The organism is Modestobacter sp. VKM Ac-2979, assembly GCF_026967995.1.
GTDB lineage: Bacteria > Actinomycetota > Actinomycetes > Mycobacteriales > Geodermatophilaceae > Modestobacter.
Genome location: NZ_JAPVBO010000003.1, coordinates 71,872 through 89,888, shown reverse-complemented (window position 1 = coordinate 89,888; position 18,017 = coordinate 71,872). Strand labels below are relative to the sequence as shown.

Below are 18,017 nucleotides of genomic sequence, written 5' to 3'. Positions count from 1 at the left end.
GTGGGGAGCCCCCACCCGCAGCCGGCCAGACCGTCAGTTGTCCAGCATGAACACCGTGGTGCTCTGGTACTCCTCGCCCGGCAGCAGCTCGGTCGAGGGGAACTCGGGCTGGTTCGGGGAGTCCGGGAAGTGCTGGGTCTCCAGCGCCAGCCCGTCACCCTGCCGGTAGACGCTCCCGCCCGTGCCCACGATCGTGCCGTCGAGGAAGTTGCCCGAGTAGAACTGCAGGCCCGGCTCGGTGGTGGCGATCGTCAGGGTCCGGCCGCTGTCCGGGTCGTGCAGCACGGCGGCCTTCTCCAGGGCGTCCTCGCTGTCCGAGCCCTCGCGCGCGCCGTTGTCCTCGCGGTCGAGCACCCAGTTGTGGTCGTAGCCCTGGCCGTACAGGATCTGCTGGTCGGCCACCCGGATGCGCTCCCCGATCGCGGTGGGCTCACGGAAGTCGAACGGCGTGCCCTCGACCGGCGCGATCTCCCCGGTGGGGATGAGCGTCTCGTCGACCGGGGTGTAGGCGTCGGCGTCGATCTTCAGCTCGTGGTCGTAGATGGTGCCGGACCCCTCGCCGCCGAGGTTCCAGTAGGTGTGCTGGGTGAGGTTCACGACGGTCGGTGCGTCGGTGGTGGCCTCGTAGCGGACGGCCAGCCGGTTGTTCGCGTCCATGGCGTAGGTGACCGCGGTGGTGAGGGTGCCGGGGAAGCCCTGGTCCCCGGCCGGGCTGACCAGCTCCAGCCGCAGCGCCGCCACGCGGTCGTTGCCGACGGGGGTCGCCGTCCACACCCGGTCGTCGAACCCGTCGGGCCCGCCGTGCAGGGTGTTCGGGCCGTCGTTGAGCGGCAGCTGGTAGGTCTCGTCCTCGATGTCGAAGGTGCCGCCGGCGATGCGGTTGCCGTAGCGGCCGATGAGCGAGCCGAAGTACGGGTCGGCGTCCGAGGCGTAGCCGGCCACGTCGGGGAAGCCCAGGACGACGTTCTCCACGTCCCCGTTCTCGTCGGGCACCTCCAGGGTCTGGATGACACCGCCGTAGGTGAGCACCCGGACCGTCATGTCGCCGTTGCTCAGCGTCCAGCGCTCGACCGGGGTGCCGTCGGGCGCGGTGCCGAAGGGCTCGACGGTCGTGCTCGCGTTGCCGCGGTCGGAGCCGCCGCCGCGCCCGTGGTGCCCCTCGCCCGCGGCGGCCGGTGCGGCCGCGCTGCCGACGAGGAGGCCGGTGCTGAGGGTGGCCACCAGGGGCCAGTGACGCCGTCGGTGCCGTCGGGTCGCCGCGGCGGCCGGCTGACGGGAGGAGGGCAGGGTGGCGCGTCCAGGCATGCGGGACTCCGGTGTCCGTGGTGGTCCACCGGCGTCATCGCGCGGTGGCGGGGGCCGTGCCCCGCAGCACCAGGAACGGCGGACGGGGTCGTGCCCTCGGTCAGTCCGGTGGAACGCGCCCGACCGTAGGGAGGTCAGCGGAATGGTGTCAATGGGACGCCTGGGGCTGCGCGCCTGGCCCGGGACCACCCGGAGTCGGCTTCCACGTCTGGATCGCGCCCGGGCTGGGCATGGAGGTGGTCGACCCGGGCGAGCCGAGCCCGGGGACCCGAGCCCCTCCGGCGGCCCGGCGTGGCCCTCGGTCCACGAGTGCGCCGCGGTGGGGCTCCCGTCCTGGGAGGAGAGACCCATGGCCGACACCCCCGACTCCGGTCACTCGGACGAGCCTGGACTGCGCCAGCAGATCGCCAACGGCGGCTGGCAGCTGTACGCCCTGGAGTTCGTCGCACTGCTGGTCGTCTTCGGCTGGCTGTTCGTCACCGTGTACTTCGGCGGCGGGGAGGGCCCTTGGTGACCCGGCGCTGCGTTTCAGGCCGATCTCCCCGGGCACGCACCCGTCGTGCGTGAGATGGACCCCAAGGACCCCAGCACCCTCTACGCCGAGGGGCCCGTCGCCGACGAGCCACCCGACGACGACGTGCCAGAGTCGTCCCCCGTCCGCGACTCCGGGGGCACCGGGCCGGGGCCGGACGACCTCGACCGGCTGCTCTGACCGACGTCCCGCCCGACGCGGACGACGCACCTGCGGGAGACTGGGGTGTGACCGAGGCACCCGTGGCACTGGCGACCACGAACTGGGCAGGCAACCACACCTATCGCGCGACGCAGCTGCACCGGCCGGAGTCGCTGGCCCAGCTGCAGGAGACGATCGCGAACGCCCGGCAGGTGCGGGTGCTGGGCTCTCGGCACTCCTTCACCGCCATCGGCGACAGCGCCGAGCTGGTGTCGCTGGAGGCGATGACCTCCGACCGGGTCGACGTGAGCAGCGACCGGCGCACGGTCACCGTCGATGCGGGCCTCCGGTACGGCGAGCTGGCTGCCGCCCTGCACCGGGAGGGTCTGGCGCTGCACAACCTGGCCTCGCTCCCGCACATCTCGATCGCCGGCGCGGTGGCCACGGCCACCCACGGCTCCGGGGTGGGCAACGGCAACCTGGCGACGGCGGTCGCCGGCCTGGAGCTGGTGACCTCCAGCGGGGAGCTGGTCCGATGTGCCCGCGGCGACGCCGACTTCGACGGCATGGTCGTCGGGCTGGGCGCGCTCGGGGCGGTCACCCGGATGACCCTCGACGTCGAGCCGACCTTCGAGGTGCAGCAGCGGGTGTTCGAGCAGCTGCCCTGGGACGCGCTGTACGGCAACCTGGACGAGGTCCTGTCGGCCGGCTACAGCGTCAGCCTGTTCACGGGGCTGGGACCGAGCGTGGACATGGTCTGGGTGAAGTCCCGCACGGACGCCGCCGACTCTCCCGCCGGCGACCTGTTCGGCGCCGTCGAGGCCGCCGCCGAGCTGCACCCGCTGCCCGGCATCGACCCGGCGCCCACCACCGCGCAGCTGGGCAGCGCCGGCCTCTGGTCGGACCGGCTGCCGCACTTCCGGATGGGCTTCACCCCGAGCAACGGCAATGAGATCCAGTCCGAGTACCTGCTGCCCCGCACCGCAGGGGTGGAAGCGCTGGAGGCGCTGCGCTCGCTGGCGCACCGGATCCGGCCGCTGCTGCAGATCTGCGAGGTCCGCACGATCGCCGCCGACGAGCTGTGGATGAGCACCGCGTACGGCGAGCCCACCCTCGGCCTGCACTTCACCTGGCTGCCCGCCCAGGCCGACGTCGAAGAGCTGCTGGCCGAGCTGGAGGCCCAGCTGCTGCCGCTGGGCGCCCGCCCGCACTGGGGCAAGCTCTTCCTCGCCGACGCCGCCACCCTCGCCCCGCGGTACCCGCGCCACGCCGACTTCCTGGCCCTGGTCGACCGGCTCGACCCGCGCGGCGCCTTCCGCAACGACTGGCTCCAGCGGCACGTCCTCGGCGACGCCTAGGTCGGCGACCTCCGCCCTGCGGCTGCGACGCAGACAGCCGGCTCAGCGCCCTGAGCGGCCCACTCAGGGACCCCGGGCGGGTCACCTCACCTCTCTTGTGCCTGGCGCAGGTGGACGGCGTCCTGCTGGACTGCCCGGGACCAGGAGTGATCTGGAGCGGTGACGGGCGGGAGGCCGATTCGATGTGGGTGTGGGCGGGACCGAGATGGACACGCCCCGGTGGTCGATTCAGCCGGGCCACGTGGCTCGCCAGCCTGCCCGTGGCGGCGCTCCTGATCTGGTTCGGGTGGACCCACATGGACGCCGGATCTGCCGCCGGGGGCGTGGGCTTCCTCGTCGCATGGACCGTGGGCATCGTCGCCATCACGGCCTGGAACTTCCGCACCATGTACCTCGGGCGAGGCGCGCGCGCCGAAGCCCTGCAGCGCGCAATCGAAGAGCATGACCCACGCTGAGTCCGTCGAGAGCACGTCTGGCGGATGTCGCTGAGGCCACCTTCGGGGTCGACATGGCCGGGTGCGGCACCGTCGACCCGGCTGAGCCTGCAGCACGAGAGGCGGCCGCCGCGGCCGGCTCAGGGGACGATGTGCTGGCTCTCCTTGGGCGGCCGGAGGCAGTCCTCCTCCACCGGCGATCGGGGCGGCAGCTCCGGCGCGGGCGGGGTGAGGCCTCATACGGCACCTGGCTCAGCGCGTGGGCCATCACGTTGAGCCGGGCCCGCTTCTTCACCTCGGCCTCGACCACCCACCGGGGCACCTCGGCGATGACGGGTCAGCGGGAGTCGCGTCGTTGGCTCCGGAGAACCCGCCCCGTCGCCCTCAACGGTCCCTACGGGACACCGCAGTCGCGCTGGTGCTCAGTCCCGCGGGCGGTCCACCGGCTCGGAGAAGCGGCCGGCGCCCAGTTCTCTGAGTGTTGACGTCCGCCGCAGTTCTTCGAGGGCCGCCTCGTCCAGCCACTCGGTCCTCGCACCCAACTCTCGCCAGAGGACGAGCCCGGGGGCGGCAGCGGCCACGGCGAACCGTGGGTCGCTCACCTTGATCGTGCCGGCGCACTTCCAGTCCGGCAGCCGCAGCCGGATGACGGTCTGTCGCCACTCATGCCGCGAAGTGGCCGCGACGAGGTACTCGAGGTCCTCCACTGACACCCGGTCGCGACCGTGCCAGTGCCAGACGGACAGGCGGCCAGCCGCGTCAGGCGCGTTCACGCACTCATGATCGGCTGCGCGATCGCGTCTCTCCAGCCGGCCGGCTCACTCGTCTCGTAGCGGGCCACTCAGGGACGACCTGACCGTCGTGGTCCTGGCTACGGCAAGACCCGAGCCAGTCCGGCGGGATCGTTCATCCAGGCAGCCGACTCGCGTTGGTCCTGCGGGACCTCGTCCAGCAGTCGGGTCGCGAAGTCGCGGACCGAGTACGTACCAGCGATGTGGCCGTCAACTGGGTGGACGGCGATCCCCACGTCGGCATCCGCCCAGCGACGCAGGCTGCTCACGAGCTCGTCCAGCGGTCGTTCGAGGACCCGCTCACCCGGCTCGCCGTCGTCCTGGTTCTCCGAGGACGCAGATGCCTCGTCAGGCCACAACGGAAGCAGTGTGTCCCCGTTGCGGTCCTCCCACGGCGTGACTCCTTCGTCGGTCCCCCAGCTGAAGCAGACACCCTGCTCGACCACGTGGCGAAAGAAGGCTGCGGCCCTGGACTTGTTGGCGGCCACCCGTTCGAGGGGCCTGGGAGGCATGCCACCGACCGTAGCCCCGGCGGAACCGTCGTCCCGGATGCCTGCGGCCCGTGTCCCTGCGCGAACCACTTCGGTTGACTCACTCCACCCGGAGGGCTGCCCTACGCCGAGCCTCTGCGAGGCGCCGTTCGAGTCGCTGGGCGGCTACCTCCCAGGCGTGCATCGGCGTGAACCCGTGGTCCTCGTACACCCACCAACCGGTTGGGTCGGCTTCCTGTGTCTCGATGGACTCCTCCAGGTAGACCGTCAGCCAGCTGGCTGACGCCTCCTCGTCAGAGAGACGGTCACCGCAGGCACCGCCTCTTTCGGCGCCCGCATCCCGCAGGAGTCGGAGGAGCTGGTCCTGCTCGAAGCGCAGTCGGATCGGCTCCCCATGACGTTCGAGTTCGACGACGCCCTGCTCAGGAACGAAGCTGCTCAGCACCTCGTGGACTTCCCGCACCGTCTCGCTTGCGCCCGCATCGACGGAGTAGGTCACCTCCACCTCACTCCCGAGCATGTCTGCGAAGCGACGCAGCACGCCCTCAGCCTCGGCATCCACGGCGACAGCGTGAGTCTTCTGCGCGGATCTGTCACTCAGGGCGATCTCTGCGTGTTGGCGCTCGAGCCACCCTCTGGGCGAGCCGGCGGTGGCGCCTCTCAGCGGCCCACCAAGGGACACCGCCCGCTTCCCATGCAAGACCGGTGTGCACCCATAGATTGACCGCATGGTGCGCCGACGTCCAACGCGCAGGCAGTCCTTCGCGCAGGTCGTGGACCAGTTGGACCCGGCGCAGCCGGGCGCAGATCAGTCAGCGCCAAACCCCAACCTCGCTCTGCAGCCCGAGTTCACCGACCGCAGCGGAGTCACGTGGATCCGGCGGGGAGGACTCATCACCGAGAAGCGTCTGCGGAAGTTGCTGCACGATCCTTCGGTGCGAGTGCTGCATGACCATCTGGGTGAGACGACGGAGGTGCCGGCCGACGGGCGCGAGACGTTCTGTCAGTCGGCGCGGGAGCTTTCGCGCCAGTCTCCGTACTCGCAGTTCACATGTTCGGAGTTCAAGAGCGAGGGTCGGCACCTCTTGGTCGTGCACGAGGACTGCTGAGCGCGCGAGTTCCCCCGAGCGTGAGGGACGCTTCCGAAGCCGCCCTCTGGGCGAGCCGGCGCTCGTGCCCGTGAGCGACCAATTCAGGGACTCCGGGGGCGTGGAGAGGCTCGCACCTCACATGCCCGTCCGCTGCTGTAGCTCGACGGTGAGCTGGGCGGCCGAGAACAGCAGACTGGTGTTCACCGTCAAGAGCGAGAAGACGTTGGTGGGCGGGTGGTAGTCGAGTTGACGGACTTGTCCGCGGACGTCCGCGGGTGTCTCGACCAGGTCGTAGTCGTCCTCCCACTGCCACACCTGTACGTCGGTGAACCGAAAGACGGCGACGGGAGTGGCGCGAGCCTCGACTGGAGTCCACTCGGGATCGTCGTAGACGAAGCGCATGGTCAGCGTCGGTTGTTGGACTCGGTAGTCAAAGCCAGCGAACTGCATCTCGTGCAGGCGAACCCAGATGCCACCCTCGGTCTGGAACTCGTAGGGCCTGAAGTCCGGGTGATCCAGACTGCTTCGTGCCACTCCCTCGTACTTGACCGGCGCCCGCTCCACCTGCGGCCACGCGTGCAGTGACGACTCGACGGGTGCGCTCGGCTTCATTCCTCGTCGGAACAGGCTCACGGTCAAGAACGCTAGCCGGTCCCGACCGCACGCCTGCCTGCCCGCGCGGCCCACTACTGACGACGCCGTCCTCGCCCTACGCTGATCGATCGATCAGCTGGCGCGCCTCACGAAGAGAGTCAGCTCGTCCGCACACCTCAAGCGAAATGCCCGTGCGACCAGATCAGGCGGGCGCGGCCGACGAACTGTGGATGAGCTCCGTGTACAGCGAGCCCACCCTTGAGCACAGATTCCGGGGCCGAGGGAGTCGCCGGACCACTGGGCGACGGGTGGAACGGTGTCGGACGGGGCGGCCCCCTGCCCCTCGCGTATGCCGTGCAGTGGAACGGGTAGCGAGTGGCATGTCCCAGTTCGAGATCACCGCCCTTGTCCTGGCCGAGCACGAGGTCTTCCGGCGGGAGTTCACCGCGCTCGACGACCTGCCCGCCGAGGAGCTCGCCGCCGCCTGGGAGGCGCTGAACGCCAAGCTCGAGGTGCACGCCGTCGCCGAGGAGCAGCTGTTCTACCCGCTGCTCGCCCAGGAGGCGGACGCCGAGCAGGAGACGGCGGAGGGCGTGCACGACCACAACGAGATCCGGCACGCCGCGGCCGCCGTCGGGGAGCAGCAGGTCGGCAGCGAGGCGTGGTGGGAGGCAGTCCGGAACGCCCGCCAGGTCAACGCCGACCACATGGCCGAGGAGGAGACGGACTTCTTCCCGCCCTTCAAGGAGGCCGTCGACGACGAGCAGCGCGAGGCCCTGGGGATGCAGTGGCTGGCCTTCCACGACGAGCACGAGCAGGCCGAGGGGTTGTCCGGCGACGACGCGGAGGTGGCCGAGGTGGTCGCCACCGAGGTGCCGGAGGGTGACCCGTCCCGCTAGGGACGCCGACCCGGCGCGGCTGCGGCGCGGAGGGCGAGCCCCGCAGTCACGCTCAGGGGACGATGTCGGGCACGATGTGCTGGCTCTCCTTGGGCGGCCGGAGGTAGTCCTCCTCCACCGGCGGTCGGGGCGGCAGCTCCGGCGCGGGCGGGGTGAGGTCCTCGTACGGCACCTGGGTCAGCAGATGGGCCATCACGTTGAGCCGGGCCCGCTTCTTCACCTCGGCCTCGACGACCCACCAGGGCGCCTCGGGGATGTCGGTGGCCGCGAACATCGCGTCCTTGGCCCGGGAGAAGTCGACCCAGCGGTTCCGGGCCTCGAGGTCCATCGGGCTGAGCTTCCAGCGCTTGGTCGGGTCCTTCAGCCGCTTCTGGAAGCGTTTCTCCTGCTCGGTGTCGCTGACGGAGAACCAGTACTTCACGACCGTGATCCCGCTGCGCACCAGCATCCGCTCGAACTCCGGGCACGACCGGAGGAACTCCTCGTACTCCTCGTCGGTGCAAAAGCCCATGACCCGCTCGACGCCGGCGCGGTTGTACCAGGACCGGTCGAACAAGACCATCTCCCCCGGGCCGGGCAGGTGCGCCACGTACCGCTGGAAGTACCACTGCCCCTTCTCCCGCTCGGTCGGAGCCGGGAGCGCGACGACATTTGCGTGCCGCGGGTTGAGGCTCTCGGTGATCCGCTGGATCGCACCGCCCTTGCCGGCGGCATCTCGGCCTTCGAAGAGGACGACGACCCGCAGGCCCCGCGCGCGGATGTGCTCCTGCTGCTTCACCAGCTCCGTCTGGAGCCGGGACAGTTCCTTCTCGTAGTACTTCGTGTCGACCTTGCCGGTGGACTCCGGCGTCTCCTCGACCGACGACGTCGGACCCGGTGCACTGACCATGTGACGAGCATCATGCGCCGACCGTCCGGCGGCAAGCGGTGTGCCGTCGGGCTGCGGGACCCCGTGGCCCCGCAGCCCGGCGGGTCAGGCGCCGCTGGAGAAGGCGGCGTCGAAGGCGGCAGCCGGCGGGTCGAACGCCAGCCGGCGGACGAACTCCAGCGCCTCGGGCGCCCCGACCAGCCGGTCCATCCCGGCGTCCTCCCACTCCACCGAGATGGGGCCGGCGTAGCCGATGGTGTTGAGCATCCGGAAGCAGGCCTCCCACGGGACGTCGCCGTGCCCGGTGGAGACGAAGTCCCAGCCGCGCCGCGGGTCGGCCCAGGGCAGGTGCGACCCCATCCGGCCGTTGCGCCCGTTGCCGACCTGCTTCTTCGCGTCCTTGCAGTCGACGTGGTAGATCCGGTCCTTGAAGTCCCAGAGGAAGCCGACCGGGTCCAGGTCCTGCCAGACGAAGTGGCTGGGGTCCCAGTTCAGCCCGAACGCCTCGCGGTGGCCGATCGCCTCCAGGGTGCGCACCGTCGTCCAGTAGTCGTAGGCGATCTCCGAGGGGTGCACCTCGTGCGCGAACTTCACCCCGACCTCGTCGAACACGTCCAGGATCGGGTTCCAGCGAGCGGCGAAGTCGGCGTAGCCCTCGTCGATCATCGACTCGGGCACCGGCGGGAACATCGCCACGGTCTTCCAGATCTTCGACCCGGTGAACCCGACGACGACGTCGACGCCCAGCGCCCGGGCCGCCCGCGCGGTCGCCTTCATCTCCTCTGCCGCGCGCTGCCGCACTCCCTCGGGGTCGCCGTCCCCCCACACCCGGGGGTGCACCATGCCGCGGTGCCGCTCGTCGATCGGGTCGTCGCAGACCGCCTGGCCGTTGAGGTGGTTGGAGATGGCGAACACCTGCAGGCCGTGCCGCTCGAGCAGGTCCAGCCGCTCCTTGACGTAGCCGGGGTCCTCGGCGGCCCGGACGACGTCGAGGTGGTCGCCCCAGCAGGCGATCTCCAGGCCGTCGTAGCCCCACCCGGAGGCCAGCCGGCACACCTCCTCGAACGGCAGGTCGGCCCACTGGCCGGTGAACAGGGTGACGGGGCGGGGCATCAGCGGTCTCCTCAGATCTCGGTGAAGGCGGAGTTGTCGGCGGCGCTGCGCTCCACGGCGGCCAGCACCCGCTGCACCTGCAGGCCGTCGGCGAACGACGGCGTCGGCTGCTCCCCCGCGGCCAGCGCGGTGACCAGGTCGACCACCTGGTGGGTGAAGCCGTGCTCGTAGCCCAGTCCGTGGCCGGCCGGCCACCAGGCCCCGACGTAGGGGTGCTCGGCTTCGGTGACGACGATCCGCCGGAAGCCGGCCGTCGTGGCCGGCTCGCCGCCGTCGAAGAAGTGCAGGACGTTCATGTCCTCGAAGTCGAAGGCCAGGCTGCCGGCCGAGCCGTTCACCTCGATCCGGATGGCGTTCTTCCGGCCGAGGGCGAAGCGGGTGGCCTCGAAGGTGCCGAGCGCTCCCCCGGTGAACCGGCCCAGGAAGACGGCGGCGTCGTCGACCGTCACCTCCCCCATCCCCTCGCCGCCGACCCCGCCGAGCCGGCCGCTGCTGGCCGGTAGCGGCCGCTTGTTCACGAAGGTCTCCAGCAGCGCGCTGACGCCGGTGAGCGTCTGCCCGGTGATGAACTGGGTGAGGTCGACGATGTGCGCCCCGATGTCACCCAGCGCGCCGGACCCGGCCTTGTCCTTCTCCAGTCGCCAGGACATCGGCGATGCGGGGTCGGTGAGCCAGTCCTGCAGGTACTGGGCCCGGACGTGCCGGATCTGTCCCAACCGCCCCTCGGCGATCAACTGCCGGGCCAGGGTGATGGCCGGCACCCGCCGGTAGGTGAAGCCGACCATCGCCCGCACCCCGGACCGGGCGGCCCGTTCGGCGGCCTCGGCCATCGCCTCGGCCTCGGCGACGGAGTTGGCCAGCGGCTTCTCGCAGAGCACGTGCTTGCCGGCCGCCAGCGCGGCGATCGCCATCTCGGCGTGGGTGTGGCCGGGGGTGCAGATGTCGACGAGGTCGACGTCGTCCCGCTCGAGCACGCGGCGCCAGTCGGTCTCGGTGTCGGCCCAGCCGTACCGGGCGGCCGCGGCGGCGACCCCCTCGGGGTCCCGACCGGCCAGCACGGTCAGCTCGGGGGTCAGGGGCAGGTCGAAGAAGCGCGGCGCGGTGCGCCAGGCATGGGAGTGCGCCGCGCCCATGAAGGCGTGGCCGATCAGTCCGACGCGCAGCGCCGGCCGGGCAGGGAGGGTCATCGCAGGCTCCAGGGGTGGGACCGGCGCCGCCGGTGACCGGAGGGGGTCACCGACGGCACCGGTCGGGGAGGTCAGGACTCGAACGCGTCGTCGATGTACTGGTCGACGTTCTCAGCCGTGACCACCGGCGCGTTCAGCACGATCTCCCGCGGCACCTCCTGGGACACCAGGTCGGACATGCTCTTGCCCTGGGCGATCAGGCGGGCCAGCGCGATGCCGTCGGCGGCCTGGGTCGCCGGGTAGATGACGGTCGCCTCCAGCACCGAGTCACCGGACTGGATGTCCCGCATGGCGTTGGCCGAGCCGGCCCCGCCGACCATGAAGAACTCGTCGCGGCCGGCGTTGTTGATCGCGGCCAGCACGCCGACGCCCTGGTCGTCGTCGTGGTTCCACAGCGCGTCGATCTGCGGTGCGGCCTGCAGCAGGTTGGCCGCCACCTCCTCACCGGACTCGACGGTGAACTCCGCAGCCACCCGGTTGTCCACGTCCAGGCCGCAGTCGGCCAGTGCGTCGGCGAAGCCCTGGCTGCGCTCCTGGGTCAGCGGCAGCGAGTCGATGCCGGCGATCTCGGCCACGACGGCGTCGGGCTGGTCACCCAGCCGGGAGCAGATGTACGTGCCGGCGGAGACGCCCATCCCGTAGTTGTCGCCGAGGATGGTGGCGCGGGCGGCGAACGGGCTGGAGAACTCGCGGTCGACGTTGATCACCGGGATACCGGCCTCCATCGCCCGCAGCGCCACCGGGGTGAGCGCGGCGCCGTCGAAGGGCAGCAGCACGATCGCGTCGACGCCCTCGTTGATGAACGTCTCGACCTGCGCGATCTGGGCGCCGACCTCGTTGGTGCCCTCGGCGACGACCAGGTCGATGTCCTCGTGGCGGTCGGCCTCAGCCTGGGCGGCGTTGCTGATGCCGGCCATCCAGCCGTGGTCGGCGGCCGGCGCGGAGAAGCCGATCCGCACCGTCTCACCGGTCTCGTCGTTGGAGCTGGCGACGACGTCGCCGCCGCCCTCGTCGGAGCCGGAGCTCTCCGGCGTGTTGCTGGTACAGCCGGCCACCAGGGCACCGGCCCCCACCACGCAGACGGCGGTGGACAGCAGGCGACCGTACGGACGCTGCCTCGTTGCAGACATGTTCTCTCCTCGCAGATCGCCGCCCTGGCCGCGCAGCCAGGAGTCGGGGGTTCGGGGTGGTTCGGGTGGTGCGCCGGAGGCCGGGCGAGCCGGCCGTCGGTGCTGATCCCGCCGCAGCGGGCTCAGTGCGGGGGGCGACCGCCGGAGTCGCCGGGGCGGGCGCCGGCCGGCCCGCCGTCGGCGGCCGACCCGCCGGGCTGGGCACCGGTCGGGTTGCCGGGGGCAGCGGCGCCGCTGGGGCCGCCGCGGGCCTTCTTCCGCGGCCGGGCACCGCCGAGGGCCAGCCGCTGCTGCAGCAGGACGGCGATCACGATGATCACGCCGCGGGCCACCTCCTGCGCCGAGCTGGAGAGGTTGTTCAGCGTGAAGACGTTGGCCAGCGTGGTGAAGATCAGCACGCCCAGCACGGTGCCGACGATGGTGCCGCGGCCGCCGACCAGCAGGGTCCCGCCGATGACCACGGCGGCGATGGCGTCGAGCTCCAGCAGGGTGCCGTGGGTGGAGCTGCCGGTCGTCGTCCGGGCCATCAGCAAGACCGCGGCGATGCCGCAGGTGACCCCGGACAGCACGTACAGCCACACGGTGTGCCGCTGCACCCGGATGCCGGCCAGCCGCGCGGCCTCGGCGTTGCCGCCGACGGCGAAGGTGCGGCGGCCGAACGTGGTGCGGTTGAGCAGCACCCAGCCGGCCGCGGCGACCAGCGCGAAGACGATCACCAGCGAGGGGATGCCGAACACGTCGCCGGCGAAGAAGTCGATGAAGCCGCGGTCCTGGACGATCTGGGTGCGCCGGTTGGCGATGATCTCCGCCAGGCCACGGGCGGCCGCGAGCATCGCCAGGGTGGCGATGAAGGCGACGAGCTTGCCGTAGGCGATGACGATCCCGTTGACCAGCCCGGCGCCGGCGCCGACGGCGATCGCCGTGAAGACCATGACGATCCAGTGGAAGTCCTCCGCCATCGCCTGGGTGGCCAGCGTCGTCGCCCAGACCGAGGAGAGCGCGACCAGCGCGCCCACCGACAGGTCGATCCCGCCGCCGATGATCACGAAGGTCATCCCGACGCTCACCACGCCGATGACGGCCGCCGCCCGCAGGATCGTCAGCACGTTGTCCACGTCGACGAAGCGATCGGGCGCAGTGATGGCGCCGACCACGCAGAGCACCAGCAAGGCCACGACCAGCCCGAGGTTGCGGCCCAGCGGACCGCCCAGCAGGCCGGGCGCCTTGCCGCCGCCGTCCGATGCGCCGGCAGCGCTGCCCGCCGGCGGAGTCGCAGTGGTGGTCTCACTCATCACGCCACGTCCCCTTCGCGTGCGGCGCCCGAGGTCGGGGCCGCTCCTTCCATGACCATGTCGAGCACCCGGTGCTCGTCGAGCTCGTCGGCCGGGCCGCGGGCGACGATGGCGCCGTCGGCGATCACCAGCACCTGGTCGGCCATGCCGAGCACCTCCGGGATCTCGCTGGAGACGACGACCACCGCGACACCGCGGTCGGCCAGCGCCCGGATCAGCGCGTAGATCTCCGAGCGCGCGCCGACGTCGACGCCCCGGGTGGGCTCGTCGAGCAGCAGCACCTTGCAGTCGCGCAACAGCCAGCGGGCCAGCACGACCTTCTGCTGGTTGCCGCCGGACAGCGTGCGGACCTCGCGGTCGACGTCGACCGGCCGCAGGTCGAGCGCCTCGGCCTGGTCCCGGGCGGCCTGCTTCTCCGCCCCTCCGGACAGGAAGCCCCCGTTGGCGAAGCGGGCCAGGCTGGCCAGCGTGATGTTGCGGTAGATGGGCTCGCCCAGCAGCAGGCCCTGGCTCTTGCGCTCCTCCGGCGCCAGCCCGACCCCCGCGTCGACGGCGGCGGCCACGTTGCCGGACCGCAGCCGGCGCCCGGCGACCTGCACCGTGCCGGTGGTGGCCCGCCGGGCCCCGTAGACGGTCTCCAGGATCTCCGACCGGCCCGAGCCGACGAGCCCGGCCAGGCCGAGCACCTCCCCCGGTCGGACGGCGAAGGAGACGTCGCTGAACGTGCCGGCCAGCGAGAGGTCCTGCACCTGCAGCACCGGCTCCTCGGCCTGGCCGGGGAACTCGCGGCGCTCCGGGAAGACGTACTCGATGGTCCGGCCGGTCATCAGCGTGATGACCTCCCCGGTGGAGGTGTCGGCCGCCGGAAGCCCGGTGGCGACCGTCCGGCCGTCCTTGAGCACGGTGATCCGGTCACCGACGTCCCGGATCTCCTCCAGCCGGTGGGAGATGTAGACGACGGCGACGCCCTCGGCGGTGAGGTCGCGGATGACCTGGAAGAGGTGCTGGACCTCCTCGCTGTCGAGCACCGCGGAGGGCTCGTCCATCACGATCAGCCGGGCGTCCTGGGACAACGCCCGGGCCATGCTGACCATCTGCTGGGACGCCGCGGACAGCGAGCCGACCTCGGCGGTGGGCCGGATCTCCGGGTGCCCCAACCGGGCCAGCAGCTCACCGGCGGCCCGGTTCGCCTGGGCCGGCCGGGTGATGCCGAGGTGGGACCGCTCGCGGCCCAGGAACACGTTGTCCGCGACGGTCAGCCCGGCGACCAGGTCGAGCTCCTGGTAGATCGTGGCGATGCCCCGGGACATCGCCGCCTGCGGGTCGCCGAGGGTGATCTCGGCTCCGTCCCAGGTGATCCGGCCCTCGTCGGGCTGGTGCGCGCCGGCGAGCACCTTGATCAAGGTGGACTTGCCCGCGCCGTTCTGGCCGAGCAGGCAGTGCACCTCACCGGCCCGGACGTCGAGGTCGACGCCGTCGAGGGCGCGGACGCCGGGGAACTGCTTGACGATGCCGTGCATCTCCAGCAGCGGCGTCGCCGACGGAGCGCTCACGCAGAGACCCCGTGCCGGGCGAACAGGACGCCGGTCATGCCACCACTCCAGACTTATGCTCAGCACTGAACAGAAGTACGTCAGGCGGGACACTATGTCCGGCGTCACACAGGGGTCAAGAGACCGCGGCGGCGTTACCGAACCGCAACCGCAGCCGGGCAGCCGCGAGCCCGGCCCGTAGGCCTGGGAAGCGACTGCCCGAGGGAACGAACCCCGAGGTCAGCGGGCGGTCGGGGCCTCGGCGGAGGCGGCGTCGGCGCGCGCCACCTGGTAGGCAGAGTCCTCGTCCAGGAAGCCCTCGATCGCCATCAGCGCGGCACCGAGCCGCCCGGACAGGTCCGGCGCCGCACTCACCGAGATGTCCAGCGTCCGGGCGGCCAGCGGCAGCGACCGGCCGTAGACGGCCTCCCGGATGCCGGCCAGCAGCGGCGGCCCGGCCTGCGCCACCCCACCGGTCATCACGATCCGGTGCGGGTTGAAGAAGTTCACCAGGCTGGCCAGCACGGTGCCGATCGTCCGGCCGGCGTTGCGGACCAGCTCCAGGGCCGGCCCGTCACCGTGCGCGGCCAGCTGCACCAGCTCGCGCGTCGTCGTCACCGGCAGGCCGGCCGCCAGCGCGTCGCGGAGCAGGGCGCCGCCACCGGCGATCGCCTCGAGGCAGTTCTCGTTGCCGCACCGGCAGAGCACGGGCTCCCCGTGCGGCGGCGGGACGGAGATGTGCCCGATGTCGCCGGCGCTGCCCTGCGCGCCGCGGTAGACCTGCCCGTCGACGACGATGCCGCAGCCGATCCCGGTGCCGACCTTGATCACCAGCACGTCCTCGGTCGACCCGGCGATGCCCATCTCGCCCAACGCCATCACGTTCACGTCGTTGTCGGCGAAGACCGGGCAGTCGTACCGGCCGAACGCGCTGGGGATCGGGTGGTCGTGCCAGCCCGGCATGATCGGCGGGTGCACCGGGCGGCCGGTGGAGAACTCCACCGGACCGGGGACGCCGACGCCGACGGCGCACACGTCGGCCGGGGTCAGGCCCGCCTCGGCCAGCACCCCCTGGGCCAGCCGGTCGACCTCCGCCAGCACCGGGCCGGGCCCCTCGGCGATGTCGATGGGGTGGCCCACCGTCGCCAGGATCTCCGCCGACAGGTCGGTGACCGCGACGTCCACACTGGTCACGCCCAGGTCGACGGCGAGCACGCACCCGGCCTGGCTGTTGAAGCGCAGCAACGTCGGCGGCCGCCCACCGGTGCTCCAGCCGCGGCCGCCCTCCTCGAGCAGGTTCGCCGCGATCAGCTGGTCGACCCGCGCGCTCACCGTGTTCCGGGACGAACCGGTCAGCGCGACCAGCTCGGCGCGGCTCCGCGCCCGTCCGGTGCGCACGTGGTGCAGCAGCGCGCTGGCCGAGGCGGAGGTGGAAGACACGCCGTCATGGTGGCACGCGCGGCGGTGACCCGGCGGCGGTCATCGTGCGCGCGCTGTCACAGACCGACCGCGACCGTCGCCGCCAGCTCCCGGCACGCCTCGAGGTCCTCGGCCACCGGCGCCCCGGTCAGGCTCAGCGGTGCCGCCACCTGCCGCCAGCCCAGCGCACCGGTGATCCGCTGCACGCTGGTCAGGGCTCCGGCCGTGTCGTCGTTGCCGTGCACGTAGACCCCGTACGGCAGACCGGCCGTGGCGTCCAGGCACGGGTAGAAGACCGTGTCGAAGAAGTGCTTGAGCGCACCGGACATGTACCCGATGTTGGCCGGCGTCCCGAGCAGGACGCCGTCGGCGGCGAGCACGTCCGCCGCCCCCGCCGACAGGGCGGGCCGCACGGTCAGCTCGACCTCCTCGACCAGCGCGACGCCCTCGCGGACGGCGGTCAGCACCGCCTGCAGGGCCGGCGAGGGCGTGTGGTGGACGACCAGCAGGCGCGGCATCCCGGCATCCTCCCCCGCTCAGGGCTCCGTCCGCACGGCCTCCAGTCGCTGCGTGAAGTGGGCCGCGAGCGCGTCGGCGACCCGCTCCAGGCACAGCTCGCCGATGGCGGTGGAGAGCCCGTGCGCGTCGCCCATGACCCCGGTGTCGGAGATCGCCCCGATGCCGCCGGTGAACATCCGCTGCAGCAGGGCGTCGTCGACCGGCCCGGTGTACCCGCGGACCAGCCGCTCGGAGCGCACCTGCCCGGGCCGGAGGACGGCGTAGACGGACGACTCCGCGACGTCGGCGTGCCCACCGACCCGGTCGGGGTCTCCCCCGGCGTCGGCGACGGCGGACCGCCAGAGGTCGACCAGGCCGAGGAGGTCGGAGTAGACGACCACCCGGCAGTCCGGTCCCACGGCGGCGTCCAGCCGCTCCGCCATCTCCGCCAGCGGGGCGAAGTTCCCGCCGTGGGCGGAGAAGCAGAGGATCGACCGGAAGCCGTGCGCGGCCAGGCTCTGGCAGTAGTCGGTGTAGACCGCCTCGAAGGTCTCCGGGCGCAGGCTGATCGTGCCGGCGAAGCCCATGTGGTGCGGCGAGACACCGACCCGGATGGTGGGGGCGACCAGCGCCGTCCCGAGGCGTTGCGCCAGCTCCACCGCCAGCCGGTCGGCGTGCACCGCGTCCACGTCCAGCGGCAGGTGCGGGCCGTGCTGTTCCACCGCGCCGCACGGCACGATGACGTCGCACCGTCCGTCCGCGAGCGCGGCCTGCACCTCGGCTGAGGTCATCGTCTCGAGCAGCACGTCGTCTCCTGGAGGTTCTCGGCGGGGAACGGGTTCACGCGGTGATGCGGACGACGGCTTCGATCTCCACGGCGATGTCGAACGGCAGCTCGGCCATGCCGACCGCCGACCGGGCACCACGGCCGGCGTCGCCGAGCACGTCGACGAGGAGGTCCGAGCAGCCGTCGATCACGGCGGGCGTGCGGTTGAACCCGGGCCGGCAGTTGACCATCCCGAAGAGCTTCACCACCTGCCGCACCCGGCCGAGGTCACCCAGCTCGGCGCGCAGCGCGGCGAGCAGCTGCAGCCCGGTGAGCCGGGCGGCCTCCCGCGCGGTCTCCAGGTCCAGGCCACCGTCGCCGACCTTGCCGGTGACCAGGGTGCCGTCGGGCCGGACCGGGCCCATCCCGGAGAGGAAGACCAGGTCCCCGGCGGCCATGGCCGGCAGGTAGTTGCCGCCCGGCCCCATCGGGGTGGGCAGCTCCAAGCCCAGGTCGCGGAGCCGTGCGTCGACGTCCATGGGCGCATCCTGGCCTGCGGAGGCCCGGAACGGGAGT

21 protein-coding genes are annotated in these 18,017 nt (G+C 72.0%); 6 read left to right on the top strand and 15 right to left on the bottom strand.

Annotated elements, in window-relative coordinates; all coding sequences use genetic code 11:
* Positions 1 to 33: 33 nt before the first annotated feature.
* Positions 34 to 1,305 (bottom strand): aldose epimerase family protein, encoded by a 1,272-nt coding sequence (locus tag O2W15_RS09310; RefSeq protein WP_269179194.1) that lies wholly within the window; start codon positions 1,303 to 1,305, stop codon positions 34 to 36.
* 349 nt (positions 1,306 to 1,654) lie between these two features.
* On the opposite strand from O2W15_RS09310, the gene O2W15_RS09305 reads away from it, so the two are divergent.
* The 4 genes from O2W15_RS09305 (at position 1,655) to O2W15_RS09290 (ending at position 3,791) form a co-directional block, all read left to right on the top strand.
* Entirely contained in the window at positions 1,655 to 1,819 is a 165-nt protein-coding gene (locus O2W15_RS09305) for a hypothetical protein (RefSeq protein WP_269163251.1), read from the top strand.
* Between the two features lie 45 nt (positions 1,820 to 1,864).
* Positions 1,865 to 2,017 carry a hypothetical protein gene (locus O2W15_RS09300; protein WP_164699637.1) on the top strand — a complete coding sequence of 51 codons (153 nt, stop codon included), beginning with the start codon at positions 1,865 to 1,867 and terminating at the stop codon, positions 2,015 to 2,017.
* 47 nt (positions 2,018 to 2,064) lie between these two features.
* Positions 2,065 to 3,336, top strand: coding sequence for a D-arabinono-1,4-lactone oxidase (locus tag O2W15_RS09295; protein WP_269179193.1), 1,272 nt, complete (start codon positions 2,065 to 2,067; stop codon positions 3,334 to 3,336).
* A gap of 260 nt (positions 3,337 to 3,596) precedes the next feature.
* Positions 3,597 to 3,791, top strand: coding sequence for a hypothetical protein (locus tag O2W15_RS09290; protein ID WP_269163253.1), 195 nt, complete (start codon positions 3,597 to 3,599; stop codon positions 3,789 to 3,791).
* A gap of 401 nt (positions 3,792 to 4,192) precedes the next feature.
* Here O2W15_RS09290 and O2W15_RS09285 read toward each other — a convergent pair whose 3' ends face one another.
* The 3 genes from O2W15_RS09285 to O2W15_RS09275 all read right to left on the bottom strand — a co-directional run bounded on the left by O2W15_RS09285 (position 4,193) and on the right by O2W15_RS09275 (position 5,614).
* Positions 4,193 to 4,543, bottom strand: a complete 351-nt coding sequence (locus tag O2W15_RS09285) for a hypothetical protein (protein WP_269163254.1) — start codon at positions 4,541 to 4,543, stop codon at positions 4,193 to 4,195.
* A gap of 98 nt (positions 4,544 to 4,641) precedes the next feature.
* Positions 4,642 to 5,049 (bottom strand): DUF2750 domain-containing protein, encoded by a 408-nt coding sequence (locus O2W15_RS09280; RefSeq protein ID WP_269179192.1) that lies wholly within the window; start codon positions 5,047 to 5,049, stop codon positions 4,642 to 4,644.
* Positions 5,050 to 5,152: 103 nt separating this feature from the next.
* On the bottom strand, positions 5,153 to 5,614 hold the full coding sequence (locus O2W15_RS09275) for a hypothetical protein (RefSeq protein WP_269163256.1): 462 nt from the start codon (positions 5,612 to 5,614) through the stop codon (positions 5,153 to 5,155).
* A gap of 166 nt (positions 5,615 to 5,780) precedes the next feature.
* Between O2W15_RS09275 and O2W15_RS09270 the strand changes: the two genes are divergently transcribed.
* The gene (locus O2W15_RS09270; RefSeq protein WP_269179191.1) at positions 5,781 to 6,161 is read left to right on the top strand and encodes a hypothetical protein; all 381 of its coding nucleotides are present in this window, start codon (positions 5,781 to 5,783) and stop codon (positions 6,159 to 6,161) included.
* A 117-nt stretch (positions 6,162 to 6,278) separates the two neighbouring features.
* On the opposite strand, the gene O2W15_RS09265 is transcribed toward O2W15_RS09270, so the two are convergent.
* Complete coding sequence (locus O2W15_RS09265) at positions 6,279 to 6,776, bottom strand: hypothetical protein (protein WP_269163258.1); 498 nt, start codon at positions 6,774 to 6,776, stop codon at positions 6,279 to 6,281.
* A gap of 341 nt (positions 6,777 to 7,117) precedes the next feature.
* On the opposite strand from O2W15_RS09265, the gene O2W15_RS09260 reads away from it, so the two are divergent.
* Positions 7,118 to 7,636, top strand: a complete 519-nt coding sequence (locus O2W15_RS09260; protein ID WP_269179190.1) for a hemerythrin domain-containing protein — start codon at positions 7,118 to 7,120, stop codon at positions 7,634 to 7,636.
* A gap of 52 nt (positions 7,637 to 7,688) precedes the next feature.
* On the opposite strand, the gene ppk2 is transcribed toward O2W15_RS09260, so the two are convergent.
* From ppk2 to O2W15_RS09210, 10 genes are all read right to left on the bottom strand, one after another.
* The gene (gene ppk2, locus O2W15_RS09255) at positions 7,689 to 8,525 is read right to left on the bottom strand and encodes a polyphosphate kinase 2 (RefSeq protein WP_269179189.1); all 837 of its coding nucleotides are present in this window, start codon (positions 8,523 to 8,525) and stop codon (positions 7,689 to 7,691) included.
* A gap of 84 nt (positions 8,526 to 8,609) precedes the next feature.
* Complete coding sequence (locus O2W15_RS09250) at positions 8,610 to 9,617, bottom strand: sugar phosphate isomerase/epimerase family protein (RefSeq protein ID WP_269179188.1); 1,008 nt, start codon at positions 9,615 to 9,617, stop codon at positions 8,610 to 8,612.
* An 11-nt stretch (positions 9,618 to 9,628) separates the two neighbouring features.
* Positions 9,629 to 10,804 carry a Gfo/Idh/MocA family protein gene (locus tag O2W15_RS09245; protein ID WP_269179187.1) on the bottom strand — a complete coding sequence of 392 codons (1,176 nt, stop codon included), beginning with the start codon at positions 10,802 to 10,804 and terminating at the stop codon, positions 9,629 to 9,631.
* Positions 10,805 to 10,875: 71 nt separating this feature from the next.
* Positions 10,876 to 11,934 (bottom strand): substrate-binding domain-containing protein, encoded by a 1,059-nt coding sequence (locus O2W15_RS09240; protein WP_269163263.1) that lies wholly within the window; start codon positions 11,932 to 11,934, stop codon positions 10,876 to 10,878.
* 122 nt (positions 11,935 to 12,056) lie between these two features.
* Positions 12,057 to 13,226 carry an ABC transporter permease gene (locus O2W15_RS09235; RefSeq protein ID WP_269179186.1) on the bottom strand — a complete coding sequence of 390 codons (1,170 nt, stop codon included), beginning with the start codon at positions 13,224 to 13,226 and terminating at the stop codon, positions 12,057 to 12,059.
* A complete protein-coding gene (locus tag O2W15_RS09230; protein ID WP_269179185.1) occupies positions 13,226 to 14,779 on the bottom strand; it encodes a sugar ABC transporter ATP-binding protein in 1,554 nt (517 codons plus the stop codon). Before O2W15_RS09230 ends, O2W15_RS09235 begins: the two co-directional genes overlap by 1 nt.
* A 219-nt stretch (positions 14,780 to 14,998) precedes the next feature.
* Positions 14,999 to 16,198, bottom strand: coding sequence for an ROK family protein (locus O2W15_RS09225; protein WP_269179184.1), 1,200 nt, complete (start codon positions 16,196 to 16,198; stop codon positions 14,999 to 15,001).
* Positions 16,199 to 16,254: 56 nt separating this feature from the next.
* The gene (locus O2W15_RS09220; RefSeq protein WP_269179183.1) at positions 16,255 to 16,695 is read right to left on the bottom strand and encodes a flavodoxin family protein; all 441 of its coding nucleotides are present in this window, start codon (positions 16,693 to 16,695) and stop codon (positions 16,255 to 16,257) included.
* A gap of 18 nt (positions 16,696 to 16,713) precedes the next feature.
* Positions 16,714 to 17,481, bottom strand: a complete 768-nt coding sequence (locus tag O2W15_RS09215) for a creatininase family protein (protein WP_269179182.1) — start codon at positions 17,479 to 17,481, stop codon at positions 16,714 to 16,716.
* A gap of 34 nt (positions 17,482 to 17,515) precedes the next feature.
* Positions 17,516 to 17,980, bottom strand: coding sequence for a RidA family protein (locus tag O2W15_RS09210; protein WP_269179181.1), 465 nt, complete (start codon positions 17,978 to 17,980; stop codon positions 17,516 to 17,518).
* Positions 17,981 to 18,017 lie beyond the last annotated feature (37 nt).